At 36.5% G+C, this 23,333-nt stretch carries 15 protein-coding genes; 3 read left to right on the forward strand and 12 right to left on the reverse strand.

The window, feature by feature from the left end; genetic code table 11:
- Positions 1-50 precede the first annotated feature (50 nt).
- Complete coding sequence (locus ACZZ9T_RS13710; protein WP_463442548.1) at positions 51-1,097, forward strand: GntR family transcriptional regulator; 1,047 nt, start codon at positions 51-53, stop codon at positions 1,095-1,097.
- Here the strand turns inward: ACZZ9T_RS13710 and ACZZ9T_RS13715 are convergent.
- The gene (locus ACZZ9T_RS13715) at positions 1,075-1,218 is read right to left on the reverse strand and encodes a hypothetical protein (protein WP_463442549.1); all 144 of its coding nucleotides are present in this window, start codon (positions 1,216-1,218) and stop codon (positions 1,075-1,077) included. The two genes, ACZZ9T_RS13710 and ACZZ9T_RS13715, sit on opposite strands and share 23 nt — an antisense overlap.
- 32 nt (positions 1,219-1,250) lie before the next feature.
- Between ACZZ9T_RS13715 and ACZZ9T_RS13720 the strand changes: the two genes are divergently transcribed.
- Together ACZZ9T_RS13720 and ACZZ9T_RS13725 are read left to right on the forward strand one after the other, a co-directional pair.
- Complete coding sequence (locus ACZZ9T_RS13720; RefSeq protein WP_463442550.1) at positions 1,251-1,694, forward strand: nuclear transport factor 2 family protein; 444 nt, start codon at positions 1,251-1,253, stop codon at positions 1,692-1,694.
- A 135-nt stretch (positions 1,695-1,829) separates the two neighbouring features.
- Positions 1,830-2,561, forward strand: coding sequence for a hypothetical protein (locus tag ACZZ9T_RS13725; protein WP_463442551.1), 732 nt, complete (start codon positions 1,830-1,832; stop codon positions 2,559-2,561).
- Between the two features lie 202 nt (positions 2,562-2,763).
- On the opposite strand, the gene ACZZ9T_RS13730 is transcribed toward ACZZ9T_RS13725, so the two are convergent.
- The 11 genes from ACZZ9T_RS13730 to ACZZ9T_RS13780 all read right to left on the reverse strand — a co-directional run bounded on the left by ACZZ9T_RS13730 (position 2,764) and on the right by ACZZ9T_RS13780 (position 23,331).
- Positions 2,764-3,912 carry an alpha-hydroxy acid oxidase gene (locus ACZZ9T_RS13730; protein WP_463433047.1) on the reverse strand — a complete coding sequence of 383 codons (1,149 nt, stop codon included), beginning with the start codon at positions 3,910-3,912 and terminating at the stop codon, positions 2,764-2,766.
- A 97-nt stretch (positions 3,913-4,009) separates the two neighbouring features.
- A complete protein-coding gene (locus ACZZ9T_RS13735; RefSeq protein WP_463442552.1) occupies positions 4,010-5,395 on the reverse strand; it encodes an FGGY-family carbohydrate kinase in 1,386 nt (461 codons plus the stop codon).
- A 307-nt stretch (positions 5,396-5,702) separates the two neighbouring features.
- Positions 5,703-6,980, reverse strand: coding sequence for a sugar isomerase (locus ACZZ9T_RS13740; protein WP_463442553.1), 1,278 nt, complete (start codon positions 6,978-6,980; stop codon positions 5,703-5,705).
- Between the two features lie 86 nt (positions 6,981-7,066).
- Positions 7,067-9,169 (reverse strand): bifunctional aldolase/short-chain dehydrogenase, encoded by a 2,103-nt coding sequence (locus ACZZ9T_RS13745; RefSeq protein ID WP_463442554.1) that lies wholly within the window; start codon positions 9,167-9,169, stop codon positions 7,067-7,069.
- 279 nt (positions 9,170-9,448) lie between these two features.
- Positions 9,449-11,512, reverse strand: coding sequence for a RagB/SusD family nutrient uptake outer membrane protein (locus ACZZ9T_RS13750; protein ID WP_463442555.1), 2,064 nt, complete (start codon positions 11,510-11,512; stop codon positions 9,449-9,451).
- 18 nt (positions 11,513-11,530) lie between these two features.
- Positions 11,531-14,575: a SusC/RagA family TonB-linked outer membrane protein gene (locus ACZZ9T_RS13755; protein WP_463442556.1), complete on the reverse strand. Its 3,045-nt coding sequence runs from the start codon at positions 14,573-14,575 to the stop codon at positions 11,531-11,533.
- 336 nt (positions 14,576-14,911) lie between these two features.
- On the reverse strand, positions 14,912-16,000 hold the full coding sequence (gene rhaT, locus ACZZ9T_RS13760; protein WP_463442557.1) for an L-rhamnose/proton symporter RhaT: 1,089 nt from the start codon (positions 15,998-16,000) through the stop codon (positions 14,912-14,914).
- A gap of 96 nt (positions 16,001-16,096) precedes the next feature.
- Positions 16,097-17,260: a glycoside hydrolase family 88/105 protein gene (locus ACZZ9T_RS13765; RefSeq protein ID WP_463442558.1), complete on the reverse strand. Its 1,164-nt coding sequence runs from the start codon at positions 17,258-17,260 to the stop codon at positions 16,097-16,099.
- 31 nt (positions 17,261-17,291) lie between these two features.
- On the reverse strand, positions 17,292-19,166 hold the full coding sequence (locus ACZZ9T_RS13770) for a rhamnogalacturonan lyase (RefSeq protein ID WP_463442559.1): 1,875 nt from the start codon (positions 19,164-19,166) through the stop codon (positions 17,292-17,294).
- 54 nt (positions 19,167-19,220) lie between these two features.
- On the reverse strand, positions 19,221-21,998 hold the full coding sequence (locus tag ACZZ9T_RS13775) for a glycosyl hydrolase (RefSeq protein ID WP_463442560.1): 2,778 nt from the start codon (positions 21,996-21,998) through the stop codon (positions 19,221-19,223).
- 10 nt (positions 21,999-22,008) lie between these two features.
- Positions 22,009-23,331, reverse strand: coding sequence for a rhamnogalacturonan acetylesterase (locus tag ACZZ9T_RS13780; RefSeq protein WP_463442561.1), 1,323 nt, complete (start codon positions 23,329-23,331; stop codon positions 22,009-22,011).
- Positions 23,332-23,333: the final 2 nt, after the last annotated feature.

Below are 23,333 nucleotides of genomic sequence, written 5' to 3' on the forward strand. Positions count from 1 at the left end.
TTTGGAAATCGATTTTTTTTAATTGGAAGCAGATCCATTAATCAACTATCATGTCAGACACGTTAGAAATCAATATCAACGAAAATTCCAGAGTTCCGAAATACAAACAGATTGTAGATTCTATTCTCAACGGAATTGACGGCGGACAAATCAAAATTGGAGAAAAAATTCCTTCTATTAATGAACTCAGCGAATCTTGTTTTCTCTCCAGAGATACGGTTGAAAAAGCCTATAAAGAGCTCAGAAAAAGACAAATTATAGAATCGGTAAAAGGAAAAGGTTACTACATTTCCCGTGTTAACAAGAACGACATCATTAATATTTTCTTTCTGATCAATAAACCGAGTACGTATAAAATGATGATTTACAACTATTTCGTCAATGCAATCGGTACCAAAGGAAATGTAGAAATGTACATTTATCATTGTGATGAAACCCTTTTTATTAATGCTCTGAAGAGAAATCTTGGAGGATTTGATTATTACGTGGTCATGCCCCACTTTCGTGACGAACAATCTAAACATACCAGTTCAACACAGGAAGTTTTAGATATGATTGAAAAAATTCCGAAGAATAAACTCTTGTTACTGGACAATACTAAACCTAATATTTCTGGAGAATACGGTTCAATTTACCAGGATTTCGAACATGATATTTACAATGCCTTAAAAGAAGGTTTAGACAAAATAAAGAAATACGAAAAGATCATTCTGGTGTATCCTGACAAATCAATACATCCCTATCCTTTCCGAATTGTACGAGGATTTGAGCAATTTTGCAGAGATTTTAAACTGGATTATGAAATTCTTGACGAAATTTATCCCGACATGGAACTGCAGGATAAAGATATTTTCATTACGATCCGTGAGCGTGATCTGGTGAACTTGGTAAAACAGATCAGACAAAAAAACCTTCAGCTGGGCAAAGACATCGGAATAATTTCCTACAACGAAACTCCTCTGAAAGAATTGCTGGGAATTACGGTAATCACTACAGATTTCAAAGCTATGGGAGAATCTGCAGCCTATATGATTTTAAAAAACAAAAAAGAGTCGGTGAATAATGTTTTTAAATTTATTCAGAGGGATTCTTTGTAATGGTTGTTGGTTTTTGGTTGTTGGTTGTTGGTTGTTGGTTGTTGGTTGTTGGTTGTTGGTTGTTGGAAATTACATTATACTGATAACTGATTCTTTCTTTTAGAGATAAATTAAAATTCACCTATATATTTTTTCTTAAATTTTTTCAGAATTATGATTAAGAAATTAATTTTTGCCATGAGCTTTTTTGCGGCAATTGCTGTTTTCGGACAAAAAAAAAATGACACCCAGTCTGTAAAAGATGCAGCAGAAAAACTGAGACTGGCGATGATCAGTGGCGAAAAATTAGCTTTAGAATCATTAATTGTACCGGAACTGACTTACGGACATTCGGGAGGTCATATTGATGATGCCAAAGAATTTGTTGAAAAACTGGTCAGTAAAAAATCTGATTTTCTGACGATTGATATTACCAATCAAAACGTACAGATCGTTGGAAATACTGCGATCGTGCGTCACCATTTTTTTGCGACAACTGCTGATCTTGGAAAAGCTCCGGGCGACGTGACTCTGGATATTTTGCTGGTTTGGACGAAAGTGAAAAATGACTGGAAATTGTTGGCGAGACAGGCGGTGAAGTCGGAGAAGAAAAAGTAGATTAACAATTATTTTTTTAGTTGTAAAGTTATTCGATGTTTTGGGTAAGTTTTACATGTGCAATTAAGTACTAATACTTTTCTGCAGAAATCTTATATTTTAGAGTTATGCAACATACCAAAACAAGATTTCCAGATGATAGAAAAGCTAAATGATATTTTTAATTTTTTAAAAGATAACAGAATATATAATAAAGAATTACAGATAAGATATTATTCGAGTTTTATACTTCCTTATAAAACAAAAGAGGAAAAAGTAATTTCAATTTTATATAATATTGCTTCCACACAAAGTCAGCCTAAAATCAATAATTTATCTGAATTTTATAAATTCATTTTTGATGACTTAAACTCATTAAATTCTTACGAAAGCTTTATTAATAGAATAAATCCAAATCAACAATTAAATTTTGAAAGTTTATACAATGGTATGAACAGTCAAAAAGGATGGGGAAACAAAACATCTGCATTGTTTACTAAATCAATTTTCCATTTGCACAACGAAGAGTATCCAAATTTTCTAAAAATTTGGGATGATGCTCCAAAGGTATTAAATGATAATGATAAATTAAATTTACCCGTTGATGCTGTTATAATTGCTATTTTCAATAGTATTCAGCGACATAACTGGGATTTTAAGAAGATAAATAAATTATTAAAAGACAAATATACAGAACTAGAAATTGAAATATGGGATGATTTATGGTTTTGGGGATTTATAACACAAGAAGGTACAGGAAGTGTAAGATCCTTCAAATGGAACGAAAATAAATACTGGATGTTGAAAGAAAGTGATAAGAACACAAATAAAATCAATGAAATAAAATACAAGGCTAATGAATTTTTAGAAATACTAGGAGGAAACTGATATATTATACAAAAGTTTGCATAATATATCAGATTGAACTTCACACTCTGATTATATTCTTAATGAAATTTATATCACATAATAATTTCGGCTAAAGCCAACCAAATTTCTTCCAAATGAAAAACGGGCTAAAGCCCGCTCCTATTGATAAATATTATCTAATAATTGTTTGCACCCTGCTGTGAAACTTCCTGCTTATAAATCACTTCACTCTAAAATTCTGCAACTCCTCCACTTTATCACAACAAACCTGCTCCATCACCTGTCTGAACTGCATTTTAAGCATTTCGATAATGTGATCGCCACCTTTGTCGCCAAGAGCTCCAACCGCATACATAAACGTTCTTCCCATGAATGTAAATTCTGCGCCACAGCTTAAAGCACGGGCAACATCCGGACCGGTTCTGACACCGCTGTCCATCATGATTTTGATCTGACCTTTGTATTTTTCGCTGATTTCTTTTACTACTGCAATCGTAGATTCACCTGCATCAAGCTGTCTTCCGCCGTGATTGGAGATGATCATTCCGTCGAATCCTAAACGTACAGATTCTGCAGCGTCTTCATCTGAAGCCACACCTTTGATGACCAATTTACCCTTCCATTTATCACGGATGGCTTTGATTCTGTCAGAATTTAATCTTCCTGAAAAAGTAGAATTCATGAACTGTCCGAGCTGTTTTACGCCCATATTTTTGTCCATATATTTGTCCATCGTGGCAAAACTAGGAACACCATGTTTGAGCATTTCTAGACACCACTGAGGTTTTACCAAGGCCTGAGAAACCGTTCTCAGATTCAATTGAGGTGGCATTGCCAAACCATTTCTGATTTCTTTTGCTCTGTAACCAAAAGTTGGAACATCTGCCAAAACCACCAGAACATCATAACCTGAAGCTTCACAACGGTCAAGAATATCATCACGCAACCATTCTTCTCTCGGATGGTATAATTGATACCAAGCTTTTCCTTCGGTTAATTCAGCAATTCTTTCGATACTGCTTGTTGTAACTGTGCTTAAAATGAATGGAATATTATGTTTGAAAGCCGCTTTTGCTAAAATTTCAGGTGAATTTGGCCACATCAATCCTTGTAAACCAACAGGAGAAATCCCGAAAGGTGCAGAATATTTTACACCAAACAATTCAGTTTCCATGCTGGCTTCACTGTAATTATTCAGATAACGTGGACGAAGCAGAACCTCTCTCAGTTCGTTTGTATTTCTGTCTCGGTTGATGTTTTCGTTACATCCGCCATCCAGGTAGTCGAATGCGAATTGTGGCATTTTTTTCTTTGCTCTTTCTATTAAAAGTTCAAGCGAGGCATAATTGGTATCGAATGGAAATGACATAGTAGTTGTTGGTTGTTGGTTGTCGGTTGATAGTTGTTGGTTAATGGTTTTGAGATTGTGCCATCAACTGACAACCGTCAACCAAAAACTATATTCTTTACAGATTAAGGATTAACGGCTGAAGCACTTTCATCTGATAATGCTGCTGTAAAAAAGTTTCGTCTATTTTTTTATTGGAAATAACCATTGAAGCTCCTAAAGCCGAACCCAGCGGAGAATGTGTTGACATCACATTGTAATGCTGAAAATGGTGCGACATCAGTTTCATAAAGACATCATTATCTGTGAATCCGCCGTCTATGTAAATATTTTTGATATCTGAATTTCCGATGGCATTGGTAATCGTGTGAATCTGCAGATCCATTAACTCGATCATTAATTGATGGTATGCTTCTTCAAAGGTTGCGAATGAATTTAAATCTGTAGCAGTAATCATTTTTCGTTTTAAAATAATTCCTTCAAAACGGAAGTAGATATTTTTATTTTTCATTAAACGCATATACAAATCCTGATTAAACTGTACTTCTCTGTGGAAACCGTATTCTTTTCCGTAGTAAGCACACAATTTTTCGACCTGAATTTTGTATTCATTTCCCATGAAAAAACGGGATGCTTTCACACGCTTGCCGTCAATTCTCATATAATTCAGACAGTTGTTTTCGATGTCTTCATCTGTGAGACTTTCATCATTAAAGGGATTTAAAGAAATACTCCAAGTTCCTGTTGAAAGTAATAGAAAAGGTTCTTTCTTGCTTAAAATATACGGTAATAGCGCAGAAGAACTGTCGTGAATTCCGACACCGATCTTGATTTTTTTATTTTTATATGAAGTATTGATACTCGCCGAAGTGGGAACAATGGGACCTAATAAAGCATCGATTTCCTCCTCATACACCCAATCGTGATAATCTGCCTTGTCGTAATCCCACAAATTGGTATGGCAACCGATTGAAGTAAATTCTGAAACGCAGATTCCTGTAAAAAGATAGGATAAGTATTGAGGTAAGTGAAGGCTGTACCGGATTTTTCTGAATACTTCCGGCTGTTTGTATTTTAACCAAAATAATTGCAGACCAGAGTTCAGCATTCCTGTTTGCGGAGACGCTGTTTCCCTTGCAATCTTTAATTTATCTCCGTGTTTTTCGTAAAATAAATCAAGAATCTCCTGATCCATCGGCTTTGTGTAGTTGTACAAAGGGGTAAGAATATTTCCTTTATGATCCAAATGCACAAAACTCGCTCCGTAAGTGGAAAAATTGATGGCTTTAACTTCAAAATTTTCGTCTTCAAGAATGGCATTAAAGTTATCTTTGATCCAGTTTTGCAGAGCAACCAGATCTTCTGTAGGATAACCATCTTCATCCGTTGTGAGGGGCAATTCGGTATATTCACGCACAACTTCTTTGTAATTTTTATCAAATAAAAAAAACTTTTTGTTGGTTTTCCCGATATCAAATACGATGGTTACCTTCTTTTTGGACATTCCTGAAATGAATTTAATGATTGATTATAAAATGGTTATTAGTCTTTATTATTTTAAACTTTTTAGAAAAGAATATTCATGTAGTTTTTTTCAAAAATTGTTTAAAATCACTTTAAATTTAATAATTTTAAAACCATCAAGAAGTGCTCAGCTCTTTAAGAATGTTAAGAAAAATCCACTGATTTCTTAATGAATAAAGCCTAAACTTAATGTACTGAACACTCTGATCTCAACGGTACTATATAAGGATATATAATTAAACTCTCAATTGCACCTGAAAGTAGAAATTATCAATTGAAAACGGATTTTACAATCCTGTTGCTTTCGCCCAGCCTCTTTCTGAAATCAAAGTTTCTCTTACCTTCAGATTTCTGTAAGCGGCAATTGGGTCTAATGCTGCACCTGTCTGCAATCTTGCAGCCTGTAACAAAGGACGAACATCTGTTCTGTACGCATTCTGTAAAATATCCTGCGCATCAACAACATCATTGTTTAATTGTGCTGTTTTTAAAGCTTTCTGATCAACCAAAAGTGCCTGAGCATAAGCAATTAAGATCGCTTCCAGAGACTGCAGTAGGTCTTCTAAAGGATCTTTGATGTTATGACTTGCATCAATCATCCAAGCCGGATAAGGATTGTTCGGATTGTTTTCCATCCCGTACACCAACTCGTTGAAAATCAAGAATAAAGCGTAAGGTTTAATAGAACCCACCGTTAAATCATCGTCACCATATTTACTATCATTAAAGTGGAAACCACCTAATTTACCTTTGTACATTAAGGTTGCAACAATCTGCTCAATATTGGTATTCGGTAAATGATGACCAAGATCTACTAATGTGAAAGCTCTTTCTCCACAGGCATTTGCCAGCATAAAAGAAGTTCCCCAATCCTGAATGGTTGTTGAGTAGAAATTCGGCTCGTACGGTTTGTATTCTATGAACAATTTCCAGTCTTCCGGCATATCTCCGTAGATTTCTTTTAAGCTTTTTTCAGTGTTTGATAAAGCGGTCTGGAAATTTAGCTGTCCCGGGAAACTTGCTCCGTCTGCCAACCAAACGGTTAAACTTTTGGAGTCTAATTCTTTTCCGATTCTGATCACTTCTTTATTGTGCTCAACAGCGTAAGCTCTGGAATCTTCATTTACAGAATTTAAAGAACCGAATTTATAAGATTGTTTTGCATCTGGCTGATCCTGAAACGTATTGGAATTCATTGCATCGAAAACAAGTCCGTGAGAAGCTGCACTTTCTTTTAAAGCACTCACATCACTTGGAATATCCCAAGGAATATGAAGAGAAACCGCTCCTGCAGAATGAGTTAAAGCGTGAAGCAGACCAACATCATCTAATTTCTGTTCTAAAACTGACGGTTCGCCCCCGTAAGAAAATCTTCCGAAACGAGTTCCGCCTGCACCTAAAGCCCAACTTGGAATGGCTACCTGGAAATCGGCAATTTTGTTGACGATCTCAGAAACATTTGCTCCTGATCTCGTCAGTTTATTTTGCAGAAAATCGAAATCTGTATTAAAGTTTTCTACTCCTGCTTTATTGTATTGATCAATAATATCTTTACTTATAATCATAATTTATTTTTAATATTTTAAAATTAAAAGCTTACACGAAGCAAGCCTTCAATTTATTAAAATAAAAATCTTCTAAACAATTAAATTTATCTTGGGAACGCATTTGCCATTCCGCCATCTACGTTGATGATGTTTCCTGTCGTTTTATCCAAAATTGCAACACAGGCAAAAACGCCGTTTGCAATATCTTCAGGAAGAATAATCTCGTTTAATAAATTTCTTTTTGCGTAAAATGCCGGTAACTCTTCTACAGAAATTCCGTTGGCTTTAGCACGGCCTTCTGCCCAAGAACCTTCCCAGATTTTACTTCCAACGATCACGCCGTCAGGATTTACAACATTAACTCTGATTTTATCCGCTGCCAATTCTGCTGCCAACAATCTCGTCATATGCTGTTGAGCTGCTTTTGCAGTTCCGTAAGCTACATTATTTGGGCCCGCAACCAAGCCATTTTTACTGGCAATGTTCACGATATTTCCGCCTAAATTTTGTTTTTTCATAATTTCAGTTCCATTCTTTGCGATCAGGAACTGACCTTTAACCAAAACATTTTCAAGAAGATCCCAATCTTTCGTGGTCGTATCTTCCAAAGATTTAGAAATTGCCAAACCTGCAGAATGAACCAAAATATCAACACCGCCAAAAGCTAAAACAGTTTCTTTGAAAGCATCTGCAATATCTTCTTCATTTGTAACATCACACTGAACTGCGATCGCCTGATCTTTGCTGTATCTCGCTGTAACGGCTTCCGCAGCTTCATAATTAAGATCTGTGAAAACAACTACCGCACCTTCCGCAACCATTTTGTCAGCAATTGCCTGTCCGATTCCGCCACCTGCACCTGTTACGATTGCAATTTTTCTTGAAAGAGGTTTTTCTTTCGGCATTCTCTGCAATTTTGCTTCTTCAAGCAACCAGTATTCGATGTCGAAAGCTTCCTGTCTTGGTAAAGACGTGTATTCAGAAATAGCTTCTGCACCACGCATTACGTTGATGGCATTCACATAAAATTCGTTGGCAACACGAGTTGTTTGTTTATCTTTTGAGAAACTGAACATTCCAACTCCCGGATAAATGATGATCACCGGATTGGGATCACGCATTGCGGGACTATTTGGATGTTTGCACGTTTCGTAATATTCTTTGTATTCTTTTCTGTATTGTTCGAAAAGAGGATTTAGTTTCTCCAAAATCGCTTTAGAATCGCTTAAATCTTCATTTTTATCTAAAGTCAGCACCAAAGGCTGAATTTTTGTTCTTAAGAAGTGATCCGGACAAGAAGTTCCGAGTGGCGCAAGACGCTCAAGATCATTACTATTAATAAATTCTAAAACCACATCGCTGTCTGTAAAATGACCAACCATTCTGTTTTCGGATGAAGCCAGACCTCTTAACAAAGGCATCAGTTGAGCAGCTTTATTTTTACGCTCTTCAGACGGAAGAGATTCTACTTTTTGTCCGCCAAAAACCTGTCCGTTTTCCTGTATTTTTTTAGCGATATATTCAGAAGCCATCTCGATTACTTCCAGACTGTTCATGTAAGATTCGTAAGAAGTTTCTCCCCAAGTGAATAAACCGTGGCTTCCCAAGATAATTCCACGAATTCCGGGATTGTCGGCAAGGCATTTTTCTAACTGCAAACCTAAATCAAAGCCAGGACGTTGCCAAGGCACCCATCCCATTGTATCTCCCCAGATTTCTTTCGTAATCGCTTCGCTGTCTTTCGCTGCTGCAACGGCAATTAAAGCATCCGGATGAAGGTGATCGATATGTTTGAATGGAAGTAAACCGTGAAGCGGAGTATCAATAGAAGGCGCTTTGCTATCCAGATCAAAAATACAGTGATCGAATAAACCTACCATTCTATCTTCATCTGATAAACCTCCGTAAACATTTTTCAGATTTCTTAACCTTTCTGTATATAATCCTGCGATTCCTTTTCTCGTCAAAGTTCCGATGTCGCCACCTGAACCTTTTACCCACATTACCTCAACTTCTTCGTTTGTTAAAGGATCTTTTTCAATGGTTTTGCAACTTGTATTTCCTCCTCCATAATTTGTAATTCTAAGATCTGCACCTAATATATTTGAACGGTATAAAAATAAAGCCACCTGATCATCTCCAAAAGATGCTGCTTTAGTTTCGTCCCATAAATAATCTACGTATTTGAATGTTTTCACGTTTTCCATTTGTTTTCTTTTGTTTCTGAATTTTAACTCAAATTTAGATTGTTTAATTTTTTTCAGCATCCCGCTCTATACTGCTAAATGCTTTATTTAAAGATAAATTAATGTTTGATTATTGTAAATCATCTATCTCTACTACAATCTGATTAAGTTATTTTGATTAATATTTATGATATGGTGTTTTGATAAAATATAAACATTAAGAAAATTTAAAGATTCATTACGAAAACCATAATTCTTCAACTTTCTTAATGTTTAAAAAATATTTAAATATTGTTACGATTAATAACCTGGAAGCTGGGTCAGATTAGGATTATCAATCATTGGATGACCTGCAGAAGCTGCTGCAAAAGGAAGTAATTCTGTTTTGTTTGGTACAAATCCGTAGAAAAGACCATCACCTCCACCTTCTATCCAGTTCGGGTATACTCCGCCATTTTCGAAAGAACCTGTTGGTTTTGTATAGATAATATTTCCAATCTGAAGCACATTAAATCCTGCTGTAAACCCAACTGCTTTTCTTGCGTTACCGTTGAATGTACTTGTGTAAGCCTGAAACATATTCGCAGGATACCATTTGTCATCAGTGGTTGATGTTTGTCCGTTTGCTAATGCTATAGCTTTCAAAGTCGTTTGATAAGCAGCATAACCTGATGAGTTGGTAGGAACTGCCTGAACTTGTGCGATTTGCGTAGGGTTTGTTAAATCAATATACGTAATTGCTAAGAACGGATCTCCATATACCTGTGCATTTTTATGAAACTTGTACAAACGGTAAATTGGTGTTGTTGCAAACTGACCTGTACGGTTTGATAAGTTTTTCATTGCCTGTTTTGTAGCATCAATTTCGCTGGCAAGACGATTCATTCTGATTAAATCTGTACGAAGCATAAACTCGTCAGAAAATTCCCATTTACGTTCCTGAACAAGTGCTGATTCAAAAGCCTGTTGACCACTTGGTATTGGTAACGAGCCAATTCCTGCACGGTTTCTTACCTGCATTAAAGCAGCGATTCCTGCAGCTGTAGGTCCATTATTTAAATAATTCTGAGTTTCTGCATACATTAATAATACATCTGCATATCTGATGATAGGAATATTCAAATTACGTGAATCTGCAGCCTGTGGCTCTACACACCAGGAAATTCTGAATTTACCGGGCATGATACAAGAATAGGTAGTACCTACATCCACCCATGTATCACTTGCACTACCCGTATTTAAAAAATAGATACTGTAAGAAGTTGTGGCAACATCTCTGCGCTTATCTGCCGCATTAAAAGACAGGTAATAACTTGGAAGTATAAACTGTAACGCTTTACGAGAACCGTAAGTACCTCCTCTTGAACCCGGATGTGCATACACCCCAAATGCTGAATTGGTATTTGGTCCGTAAGAAGCGATATGCCAAAGCATTTCCTGGTTTACAGCTGCAAAATTTCTTCTGTCGAAATTGAACCATAAAGCTTCAAAACCGCTTTTTCCTCCCTGCGCCTGAACCAAACTGTTGGTACCAGCATTAATAACTGCAGCCGCAGCCGCATCTGCAATCTGATACAATTGCTGAACTCTTGCGTTATCCGGACGACGAGACATTGTACCTGGGGTAGCAGTATTGAGAGGCCAACGAAGTGAATATCCTGCAGCATACAAAGCAATTTTTGCTAAAAGTGCATTGGTAGATTGCTTGTTTAATCTTTCCGGTGTTCCGTTAGACGCAGGCATATTATTTATTGACTCCTGAATATCACCTATCACCTTGTCATAAATCTCGTCACGTGAAGAACGTTTTGGATAAAATGTATTGGGATCATTGGGATCTGCTTCTTCTAAAGGAATCCAGATTGCAGGTACATCACCGTACACTCTGATCAAATTGTAATAGCAAAATGCACGAATAGCCTTCGCTTCTGCTATTAATGCATCACGTTTTGGGCTTGCTGGCATATCTGGTAATCTGTCGATAGCAATATTGGTTCTTTCTATCACAGCATACATTGCAGCATAGATACCTGTTACCGTATTTGGAGTTTTTGAATCGTACTGATAATTACAGATGTTGTACTTAGAATTATTGGTTGAGCCATCTTCTGATGAATGGGTAACCGTATCTCCTGCACCTAACTGGTAAAACATTTCAGTAGGAACGAGACCTCTGTATAAACCCTGAACGAAAGCATCTGCAGTTTCTATATTTGTAAATACAGATTGTGTATCAGATGAATTAAATGATGGCTGATCTAAAAAATCGTGGTTACAAGAATTGATACTTAAACCGGCAATCAAAATAGCCGGAACAATGATTAGCTTCTTTATTAAATTGTGTTTATTAAATATATTTTTCATGATTGAAACATTTAAATATTAAAAAGTAAGATTGATACCCAAAACATAGCTTCTGGATCTTGGAAATGATGAACTATCATAACCAGGTGTAATAGTCACACCGCTCGCAGCTGATACTTCCGGATCAAAACCAGAATACCCAGTGATTGTAGCCAGATTATTAACCGTTGCATAAATACGTGCATTAGATAATCTAACAGTGCTTAAAAATTCTTTAGGAAAAGAATATCCCAAAGTGACCATAGCAATTCTTAAATATGAACCGTCTTCTACATAATATGATGAAGGATAAGTAATATAGCTTGAATTGGTAGTCCCTAAACTCCAAAGCCTTGATTCCTCATTAGGGTTAAGTTCTTTTAGCCTTACCAAACTTGTCGCAGCCTGCCCAGTATTCGGGTCAACTACATGGTAATAATTATCGCCAAATTCTGAAGGCACGTTTTGGAATAAAGCATAAGGGCTCATACTGTGCTTTGTAGCATTGTAAACATCGCCACCCACACTGAATTTCATAAATACCGCAAGATCAAAACCTTTGTAAGAGAAATTATTACTCAAACCACCAATAAAATCAGGTGTTCCGTTTCCTATCTTCACCAATTTTCTTGTAAACTGATCGCCGGCTTCATTATCAGCAGCAAATTTTATATCACCAGGTTTTGGAGTTCCTGTAGAAGGCTTTACAACTCCGGGTTTCAAAGTTAATGTTCCGTTTGAAGCCTGGATAAAGTCATCTGTGGTATAAATTCCCTGATAAACATATCCGTACATATCACCTAATTCTTCTCCGACGGTTGCATAATATGTTACCATACCTGCTCTGTTGCTTCCTGCATTGAAATTTCGGAAAGTTCTCCCTTCATCAAGAGATAAAACTTTAGACTTATTAAATCCTATATTGGCATCTGTAGACCATCTGAAGTTTTCAGAACTTAAATTCACTGAATTTAATGTGAATTCCATCCCGGTATTCTTCATAGATCCAATATTTTTAAACTGTCTTGAATATCCTGTTGACACAGGAAGTACAGTTTCCAGCAACATGCCGGTTACATTGTTATTATACCATTCAGAAGTCAGCTTGATTCTATTGTTAAATAAAGCCAAATCTACCCCAAAGTTAGTAGATTTCATCTCTTCCCACTGCACACCACGGTTACCCAGTACACTGCTTGTTACCAAAGCTAGATTCCCAATTGTATTATTAATAGGATAATCTGTTGCAACAACATTGGTTCTGAATACATTATTTGGTATGCTGTTGTTCCCTACGATCCCAAATTCATATCTGAACTTAAGATCATTAATTACATTTTCAATTTTAGAATTTTTCCAGAAACCTTCTTGAGAAACTCTCCAGGCTGCAGCTACAGATGGAAAAACACCAAATTTTTCATCCGGACCGAATTTTGACGAACCGTCTCTACGAACAGTCCCGGTTAACAAATAGCGATTATCATAGTTATAATTTACACGTGCAAAGTATGAAATCAGCGCATTGCTAGATTTACCTGCATCCTTATCAGCAACTGTAGCATTTGAAATATCATCTAACCCGTAATTTAAAATAGAAGGAAACCTTATCAGTCTCATGCTGCTACTTTCATTTTCGTCATAGATTATTTCATTACCGATTAAACCTGTAATTTTATGTTTTTCACCTAAAGTTGTATTATAAGTCAATGTATTTGTAATCTGATATCTGTACGCTTCAGAATTCCCAATACTACCGTTGATCCCAGTATTTACAGGATCTGTAAGAAATGCACGAGAGTTTTTATCTGAAAATGAAGTTGACTTACTATTCGTCCAGTTATAAGATCCCGCAGTTCTGAATGTGAAATTTTTTAACAAATCAAATTCTAAACCTACATTCGCCAAAAATGTTCTGGCACGTCTGTTTGATGTGGACGCAGCAGTTTCGACATAAGGATTTTCTGTATCATAACCGGAATCTAATGAAGAGTAATCAGGAAATGTCTGGGTATTAAATAATTCATCCTGAGTAAATAATGTACCTCCTGTAATAGGCTGTAGCAATATTTTTTTCATTCCTGAATACGCACCTCCACCATTGGTAGAATTTGACGTAAACATTGAACTGAAATCTAAACGTACACCTTTGTATAATTCTGAGTTGATGTTGGCACGCAAAGAGTTTCTCGTCTCACTGAAATTTTGTAACAAACCTTCCTGCTTGTTGTAATTGTAGCTGATGAATGCCTGTGTTTTTTCATTACCAGCAGAGACACTTACGTTATGATTGGTAGTAATTCCTGTTCCGCCAAGCATTTTTTCCTGCCAGTCTAATGCAGGTTGTGATGCGTAACGATTACTGATCCTGTTAAAAGCTCCCGTATAAAAGCCAGGAGAATCTACACCTAAACTATTATCGAAAACATTACTCCATGTAGTTGTTTTTCCCTGAAGCTGTGCCATCTCATACTGATATTTCACATATTGCTCAGAGTTTGAAATCATATCCAGTTTCTTCGAAAGCATATCAAATGCCATGAAAGAGTTATAATTGATGGTTATTCTTCCTTTTTTACCTGTTTTGGTTTTAATTACAATAATTCCATTTGAACCACGCGCTCCGTAGATTGCGATTGCAGAAGCACCTTTCAGTACATCGATACTTTCAATATCATTGGGGTTGATAATATTCAGCGCATTATCCAGCTGAAAACCATCTACAATATAAAGAGGCTCTGTACCCTGAGTAATAGAAGCACCACCACGTACAGTAACATTTGCACCAGCTCCCGGAGCTCCACCTGCGGTAACGATATTTAATCCGGCTGCCCTTCCCTGTAAAGCCTGCAAAGCATTCATTGCAGGTGTTGCCGCAAGATCTTTTGCAGATACAGATGATACAGATCCTGTAAGATCAGATTTCTTTACTTTTCCATAACCGATAATAACTACCTCATCGATATCTTTAGTATCTGTTTTTACACTATCACTTGCTGTTTTTTGTCCGAACATAAAGCCAGATGCAAGCAAAAACAGCGGTGCGATAAGTGGCTTAAAATTCTTGTGTTTAATTATTAGAGACATATATTAATTTTTATTTACATTACTTATTTCTGTCACCAAAGTACAGCGTTGCGAAAGTTTTGGCATCCTGCAATATCCTGCATTATAAAATTCTTAATTTTTCTTAAATAATTATACAAATCCTTAACGATATGGGAAAATATTAACGATTTAATTAATAAATCTTGGTTAATATTCAAAATATGCAACAACTTCAAAATGTGTATTCTCTTATTTACTTAAAATCATGATTACAAAATTGTGTATTATTAACCAAAAAAAAGACACTGAGAAAAATCAGTGTCCTAAAAAATTAATATGAAATTTAACTATAATGAAGAAATATTTTATATAAAATTATCTCAAAGAATTTCCATACCCCACAATCAAAATAGAAATAAGCAAAACGAACATTCCCATTGAAATAGTTGTGATTGTTTTTTTGGAAACGCCTTTCCATTCTTTGATGACTACGCCCCAAAGATTGGCAATTAAAATAATAAATGCCATGTGTAAAATCCAAGAGCTTGCGCCGTTCCCCATTTTGCTTTCTCCCATTCCGTAGAAGAAAAACTGAAGATACCACATCGTTCCTGCCAATGCACAAAAAATGATATTTTTTACTACCGGAACATTTGTTTTCGTATAATCGGTATAAGATTTATTTTTAAAAGCCAGATAAAGACAACCGATGAGATTGACTGCCATTCCGCCCCAAAGTACCACAACATAGGTTACGTTATTTTGAAAAAGGAACTCTCCCTGATTAGGATTGGCTAATTTCCAGGCTTCGTTGGCAACATTTGCCATTGGTTTTCCGGCTTCCAAACCGAAATTAAAACACGCACTCAAAACTCCGGAAATGATTGAAACCGTCAAACCCAATCCGAATTTATATTCAGTTTTCACTTCTGTACCGTGAGGATCTATAGAAACGGTTTTAAGTTCTTTTTCCTTCATCATTCCCGCTTTTCCGCTGATAATGATTCCGATGACGCAGACAAAAAGTCCCAGCAAAACAAACTGTCCCCAAGAACTTGACATCATTAAACCGATATTATCTTTTCCCGATTGAGGAGAAAACTCGTAATAAATAGAAGGAACCAGCGATCCGAAAACCATACAAAGTCCTAAAATAATGCTGCTTCCTAATGCAACACCCAAATATCGAACGCCTAAACCATACGTAAAACCACCAATTCCCCATAAAGCACCGAACAAAAACGTCAGTCCTATAATAGATGAACTTTCATTCTGAATAATTTCCCAAAAACCAGGAATCGTAAGATATGCAGCAAGTGGCGGAACAATAATCCATGAGAAAACGCCTCCGATCAACCAATAAGTTTCCCAAGACCAACCTTTTACTTTTTTGTAAGGCAGGTAAAAACTTCCTGAAGAGAAACCACCCAGAAAGTGAAATAATACTCCTAATAATGCATTCATAATTTATTTATATTGGTTGAATCTGAAAATTACTGATATGATGACAACTGTGCATCTTGTAGTGTCATGTATATCGGTTTCAAATTTAAACAGAAATTACTTCAATTTATACACCTCGCTTCCGGCAAGTAGTAAACACCCCAAACCGTAATCTTCAAAATCAGGCTCTTTACTTACAGAAAGTGGCTGACCGTCTTTTGGTTCTTTTCCGGTTCCCTGTACCCAACCCAAAAATCCGTTTGGCTGTACAGAATCTTTTGCAATAGCATTCCAGGCTTTTACCAGAACCGGCAAGTAAGTCTCTCTGTCGATCAATCCATTGTTGACACCATACGCCATTCCGTAAACGAAAAGTGCCGTTCCTGTCATTTCTTTTCCACCAAAATTATTGGGATCGTGCAAACTTACATTCCAGAAGCCATCTTCTCTCTGGATTGGTAGCAAAGCTGCCAACAAATCTTTATAATCCTGTAAGTATTCCTGATAATGAGGATCAGATTTTGGCGTATCTTCTAATGTTTTTGCCAATGCGGCAACTACCCAACCGTTTCCTCTGCTCCAATAACAATCTTCGCCGTTTGGTTCTTTATAAGGCGGCACAAAACTTTTGTCTCTCCACCAAATCTTGTCGACCGGATTGTACAAGCCGTTGCCTCCGTGCTTATATTTAGTGTATGCATACATTTCATAATTTTTATCGAAATACTTTTGCTCACCTGTAATTCTGCCCAATTTCGTAAAAATAGGCATCGACATCTGAAGTGCATCAATCCACCACCAGTCATCAACTTTTGACGTAGCAATCATACTGTCCATCGAGGCTTTTACATTTTTAATTCTCTCGGGATGTTTTTTCCCGTCTATTTCATAAAGGTCGATGTAGGTTTGTCCGCAAGCTTGGTGATCGGCATTTCTGGTATATGTTCCTCGCATCAAATCCCATTTATGGTTATTTGCCCATGACATTGCGTAATCATAATACTCTTTTCTCGGATCGACTTTGTATAAAGCCATCAATCCTTCATAATAGACTGCGCGAGTCCAGAGATTACTTGGCCATACTTTTTTGCCCACAATTTCTTTGCCTGTATCGGGCCATTTGTTCATAAAATATTGGTTAGCACGTCTGGAAACTTCCAGAACTTCTTTTTTAGCGGGGAGCTCAACCTTACTTGCATAAGTCTGTTTCTGAACAGAACATGAAGACAATACTGCAATGATCAATGTAAAAGCACCATTTTTAATGAGTGATCTTTTCATATATTTTAATTTATTATTTTTCAATTTTATTTTAAGGTTTCACTGTTACAATATTCGGTTTGGGAACTTCTTTCAGAGATTCATCCAGATAATAATCCGTATGTGGAGGCTGATTGTAACCTACATTCTGCCAAACAATGCTTAATCTGTATTGCGGATTGTGCATCAAAGTGTACAATCTGTGCTGCGTAGGAATAGTCGTAGAAAAAATTCTCAATTCCTGATTATCAGACGTTCTGTACATTACTTCTTCACGCCAATCGCCAAATAAATCTGCCACCAAAGCCGGATTTTTCTTGGTTCCGTTATTCGATTCACACTGGAAATCTTTAGCATCAAAAATGAGTTTTGATTTCTCATTCTTCCAATCCCATTTTGAAACTGATGTTCCGTCTAAAATTTCACTTAAAAAATCGCCGTCCCAATAAATTCCCATATTGGCAGGCGGATTTTTATCACTTATTTTTTTTCCTTTAGTATCATAAATGCCCTTCAAACCTGCTCCAGCTGCCCATGATTCTGAACCGTCATAACGAGGGTCAATATTTAAAGACAAACCTCTTCCGGGTCCTTGATATTTCCCATTTTTACTGTAAATCAAAGACGGCAATTTCCACAGAACTTTCCCGGTTTTTCCGTCTCTGAAATGTGCTCCTGCGTCATCAAACCTTTCCTGAATATCAAAAACTTCCAATCCTGGATTTGACGGATCAAGATCTCCAACGTGCAATGCATCACCGTGACCAAAACCTGTACTGTTTAATACTTTTCCGTCATCATCGACGGTCATTGCACCAAAAACAATCTCGTCTTTTCCATCGTTATCTACATCTGCGACAGAAAGATTGTGATTTCCCTGCCCACGGTATTGTTTATTTTCTTCTGAGCTTTCGGTATCAAAAAGCCATCTCAAACTGAGTTTTTTATCTTTATAATCCCAAGCTGCGATTGCGGTTCTCGTGTAATACCCTCTCGACATAATCACAGTTGGCGTTTTACCATCCAGATATCCTACGGCTCCCAAAAATCTGTCGAGACGGTTTCCTTTTGCATCGCCCCAGGTTGCAGTCATTTGTTCATCGGTTGGATTTAAACTGCCTGCAAATCTTGGAACTTCATAATTCACGGTATGAATTTCTGCTCCGGTTTGCCCATCAAAAACCGTCAGATATTCTGGTCCTGAAAGGATATATCCGTTTTCGTTGACGTAATTTTTCGTCGAATCACCAATGTATTTTCCTTTTCCATCCTTGCTTCCGGCGGCAGTTTTCATTACGATTTCTGCTTTTCCGTCCTGGTCGAGATCATACACTAAAAACTGTGTGTAATGCGCTCCTTCACGTATATTTTTACCTAAATTAATTTCCCACAAAAGCTTTCCATTCATTTTATAAGCCTGAATGATTGGCGGATCTGTGATTCCTTTCTGGCTGTTGTCTTTGGATTTTCCGGTCTGATGAAGAATGATTTCGTATTCGCCGTCTCCGTCCAAATCTGCAACAGAAGCATCATTCGGAATATATCCGGCCGGTGTTTTTAACGGAATTGAAAAATAAGGTTTTTGATTCGCAACATAGTTCGCAGAATCAATATCAATCGTTTTATCTTGAGTATTTGATTTTACGAAGTAGCTATAATTCTTTGTCTTGTCGGCTGTTTTATCTAAAAAACTTGTTTCATTCAACAGCGTCTTTGTGTTGAGTTTTTTGGCTGAGTTATTTTCAACACGATACAAATCAAACTGAGTATTCTGAGCTTCAGTTCCCAGCAAACGCCAACTCACAAAAACACCGGAATCTGAAGGTATAGCAACAATTCCTCTCTTCAGATATTCCATTTGTCTTTGGGCAAATAGAGTTTGTGAAAATAGAATCGGAACTAAAATATATTTCAATTTAAAAATCATAATTCTTCTTTTTTAAGCTTGATTAATCGATTGCACTATTATTTATTCAAATATTTATTTTGAATAATATATTGGAACCAATTGAATTTCGCCATCCAAACCGGAAGGCTGTACTTTCCAATTGGATGCGTCAAATGGTTTATAATCGATATTTACAAAGTTAATTTCGTGGTAATTTCTCCACTGTATTTTCTTTTTATCCATATCTCTAATTCTGTTCGCCATAAGATTACAGACCTCGATTTGAATGGTATTTTTGCCTTTCTTTACATACTTTCCGATGTTGATTTCAAATGGAATGCTCCAGACAATTCCTGCTTCCTGACCGTTGACAATGACTTTTGCGCTTTCGTAAAGTTTGTCAAATTTCAAGAGGTAATCGTCTGCATTTTTTTTCCTTACATTTAATGTAGTTGTGTAAACTCCTGTTCCTGAAAAACTTTGTGTGGAAGCATCTTCTGTGAAGTTGGTCCAAGGTTCAAGTTTTCCTAAAGTTCGGGATTTCGGAAGTTCGGGACCGCCTTCTTTGAAACTCAGTTGCCAAGCTTGGTTTAAAACGATTGGTGATTTGGTTTTTTCAGTGTAATTCCATTTTTGAAGTAAGGTTTCTGTATTTTGAGAAGCTTTTATAATTAAAGATTCTCCCGATTTCAGCTGAATTCTAACCGAATTATTATGAGTCTGAGCGATTCCGAAATCTCCATTTTCTGGATTCATCAAAGTGACTTGTTTTCCTGTAAAATTCAATGGAATATTCTGACTGATTTCTTTTGAAGTGTGATTGACGATGTAATAATATTTTCCACCATCAAACTGTCTTCTCACAAATTTCAATCCTGTGTCGGTCAGTTTTTCTCTTTCAATTTTTAAATATTCTAAGCCTTTTGCAACATCCGCACTCAAGATAATTTTTCCTTTTCCGAAACTTGCTGTTTTTACATTTCCCGCTTGATTTTTAAATTGAATTTGATTCCATAAAGATTTTAACTGATTTCTTCTTTTCTCCACTTCAAAATTTCCGGGAATATCTTTCGGCTCATTTTGAAAAATAACTGATGCTCCGTTTTGAGCCAAATCTAAGATATTTTTTAAAGTAGACACGGGCAAATAAGTGAGTTCGGGAATGATTAAAACCTGATATGCAGATCCTGATTTTGATACCTTAATATTCTGATTTTCCATCATCGATTCTCCAATCATTTTATCGGAAATCATATCCAGAGAATAACCCATTTTGTTAAGCTTCGTCAAATTTTCATACATCGGAGTGGGTTGTAACCATTTTTCCACGTTATGAACTTTGAACGTCATATCTTTCCCTTTCGGACTTGCCCATTGGTCGTAAATCGGCCAGTACATCAACAGCTCATTATCTGATTTTCCACTTTGTAAAACAGATTGTGTACGTTCGATGTAAGAATTTAATCCTTTCAAATGAGGCCACAAACTGTTGTCAGGAACGAAATTCACGGAAGCATAAAACAGCCAGCCCGGAAAAGGCACATCGGTCGGCGTATACGTTGTTCCGTGGTAAAAAACGTGGTTAATTCCCGATAAAAAAACCTGCTCCACCTCCGGTTTTGCCTGTGACCACGAGGTTTTGAAATGTTCGGTCAGCCAGGTAAAAGTCTCATTAGAAGTTAATTTTTTGCCGGTCACGTTTGCTGCTGAAGAAGCAAATTTCAGCATATTAAAATCCGGAATATCTGATTTCTGAATATCTGCACTGTCTCTTCTTAGACCCGGAATATCAAAAACTGAGCTTCCGAAAGTTTCAGATTCAGGAATATCCACTGCAGCATACAAATCAAGCAAATTTCCCGGCGAACCGTGCGCCTGATTCGTGTTTTTTGAGTTTTTCGAATGAGCCCAACTGGTAAAATCTTTCGTGAAATTATTTAAAATCAATTCGCTTAAGGTTTCTCGGTAATCGGATTTTACTCTTTCTGATATTTCATTTTCCTCGTTGCTTACTAAATATTTGATATACGGACTTAAATCGTAGCCTCGTCTTTTCTTAAATTCATTTTTAAAATCCGGTGTCCAATCGGCATTATAAACCTCATAACTGTCATTGAAAAAAGAACGGATTCCGTAATTGGAATTTCCAAAAGCCTTATCGAAAGTTTTCAGATAATCTTTGGTCACATCCGGCGAAAAATGGTCCAAAGTATAACCTTCTCCACCAGGTGCGGCACGTTTTACTTTCTGTAAGGTTTTACCAACGAAAACTGCGTAGATTGTCCATTTCCCAAATGTTGGTTTCCAATTCAAGCTTCCATCACTACTAACTTTATCAGTAATAACAACTCCTTCATTTTTCTCATTATAAGCTGTTACAATATCTAGTTTTATTGTTTTTAAATTCTTCTGTTTTTCATCTTTCAGTATAATTTTATCTGAAAATTTTTCGCCTGATGAAATCGTATACGTCTGAACAATCATTTTTGTAGCAGCATCTTTTTCTTCAACTTGTGGTCCGCCAATCGGCCAACCTGTTCCCACCGACATATCAACGCCCATCTTCAGACTTCTGGCTTTGTCTGTGGTGAACTGAAGCATTTTCATCCATTCCGGAGAAAGGTAACTGATGTACTGTTTTTCGAAACCTTTTGCGCCATAAATCGGAACGATTTCCACACCTCCGAAACCTGCTTCATTTAAAATGGTTAGTTGTTTATCTAATCCCTTTTCGTCTACAGCATTTCCCATCCACCACCACCGTGTCCAGGGTTTTGTGGTTTCGGTGGATTTTGGCCACGGATTTTGTGCGGAAAGATTTCCGAAGGCAAAACAGATTAGACTTAATTTTATGATCGATTGAATATTCATTTCTTATTTGTTAATTTCCATCAGGTTTTAAAGTTTCCATATAGATACTTTCAGGCCAGTAGAATTTTTCAACATCATCGGGTTTTTCGGGATTAAAATTTTTATCAATTTTCAAAATATATTTCTTCAAAGGCAAATTTTGATCTGCAATAGATTTTATAACACATTTCGCTAATTCATAAGCTCCATAGGTGTTGAAATGCGTATCATCTGCCAAAGCGGTTGGCTGATTAGGATAGCTGTTTGCCGGATAATGTACAAATGCTTTCTTTGCAGCTTCAGGTCCCATTGCTTCAAACAAGGTTTTACTCAATGTATTTAAATCGATTAAATATACATTTTCTTCTTTTGCAATTTCCCGCATCGCAGAAGGAAAATCATCTAAAGTATTGACAATTTTATTATTTTCATCAAAAACTCTGCGGTTCATTGAGGTAATCAAAACAGGAGTTACTCCTAATTCTTTAGCTTTTAAAATCCATTCTTTTAATCTTTTTCGATATCCTGATTTTATACTGTTTCCCGCTTTTTGGTCATTGTGTCCGAACTGGATGAAGAGATAATCTCCAGGTTTTATTTTGTTCCAGATTTTATCAATTCGGCGGCGGTCTTCAAATGCTTTTAAAGTTTCTCCACTTTCGGCATAATTGGCAATCACAACTTCATTTGAAACAAAAAAACAGGGCAACATTTGTCCCCACGAAGCCCAAGGTTCATACTGCGCATCCACAACAGTAGAATCTCCGGTGATAAAAATGGTTTTAGCCTTTTTGTTGGGTTGAATGATGACCGAACACACTTTCGGAGCTTTGTGATTGAATTCGATGGTCAAAAGGTTATCCCAATGCAGATATTTTCTTTCTCTCGGTTTCAGTTTTACAATTCCAATTTGAGTTCCGTTCTCATTCCTGATAATGCTGTCTTTAACGTGAACTGTAATTTGTTTTTCGAGAATTTCGCCTTGTTTTGTTTTGTTATCATTCAGCATCAGACGGCGGTTTTCTACCCGAACTGTTGTTTCAGATGTTCCTTTAGAATCGCCAAGATTTAATTGTATATCATAATTTCCTTCAGGAATTGCGACTGAGAAATAGAATGGTTTATCGCTGGTAATAAAATCTCCAGTTAAAGCATTTCCACCTCTATCCACAGATTTCAGACCGGAAACATCCATAAAACCGTACCCTATTTTCTGATCAAATTTTGAAGTTGAAGTGATAGGAATAAACCCGTTTTTGGTTCTACCTGTACCAAAATCAAATTTGAAAGTCGTCTGTTGCGCAAACAAAAACGAACCTAAGAAAAGCGCTAAAAATTTTATCCAGTTTTGCATTA

Source organism: Chryseobacterium sp. AC417, from assembly GCF_979258215.1.

What these genes read in the sequence shown, in the direction of transcription:
- ACZZ9T_RS13735 (WP_463442552.1), bottom strand. Translation starts at nt 5,395, where the DNA reads ATGTCCAAAAAGAAGGTAACCATCGTATTTGATATCGGGAAAACCAAC.
- ACZZ9T_RS13750 (WP_463442555.1), bottom strand. Translation starts at nt 11,512, where the DNA reads ATGAAAAATATATTTAATAAACACAATTTAATAAAGAAGCTAATCATT.
- ACZZ9T_RS13740 (WP_463442553.1), bottom strand. Translation starts at nt 6,980, where the DNA reads ATGATTATAAGTAAAGATATTATTGATCAATACAATAAAGCAGGAGTA.
- ACZZ9T_RS13720 (WP_463442550.1), top strand. Translation starts at nt 1,251, where the DNA reads ATGATTAAGAAATTAATTTTTGCCATGAGCTTTTTTGCGGCAATTGCT.
- ACZZ9T_RS13755 (WP_463442556.1), bottom strand. Translation starts at nt 14,575, where the DNA reads ATGTCTCTAATAATTAAACACAAGAATTTTAAGCCACTTATCGCACCG.
- ACZZ9T_RS13730 (WP_463433047.1), bottom strand. Translation starts at nt 3,912, where the DNA reads ATGTCATTTCCATTCGATACCAATTATGCCTCGCTTGAACTTTTAATA.
- ACZZ9T_RS13775 (WP_463442560.1), bottom strand. Translation starts at nt 21,998, where the DNA reads ATGAATATTCAATCGATCATAAAATTAAGTCTAATCTGTTTTGCCTTC.
- ACZZ9T_RS13710 (WP_463442548.1), top strand. Translation starts at nt 51, where the DNA reads ATGTCAGACACGTTAGAAATCAATATCAACGAAAATTCCAGAGTTCCG.
- ACZZ9T_RS13725 (WP_463442551.1), top strand. Translation starts at nt 1,830, where the DNA reads ATGATAGAAAAGCTAAATGATATTTTTAATTTTTTAAAAGATAACAGA.
- ACZZ9T_RS13770 (WP_463442559.1), bottom strand. Translation starts at nt 19,166, where the DNA reads ATGATTTTTAAATTGAAATATATTTTAGTTCCGATTCTATTTTCACAA.
- ACZZ9T_RS13765 (WP_463442558.1), bottom strand. Translation starts at nt 17,260, where the DNA reads ATGAAAAGATCACTCATTAAAAATGGTGCTTTTACATTGATCATTGCA.
- rhaT (WP_463442557.1), bottom strand. Translation starts at nt 16,000, where the DNA reads ATGAATGCATTATTAGGAGTATTATTTCACTTTCTGGGTGGTTTCTCT.
- ACZZ9T_RS13745 (WP_463442554.1), bottom strand. Translation starts at nt 9,169, where the DNA reads ATGGAAAACGTGAAAACATTCAAATACGTAGATTATTTATGGGACGAA.
- ACZZ9T_RS13780 (WP_463442561.1), bottom strand. Translation starts at nt 23,331, where the DNA reads ATGCAAAACTGGATAAAATTTTTAGCGCTTTTCTTAGGTTCGTTTTTG.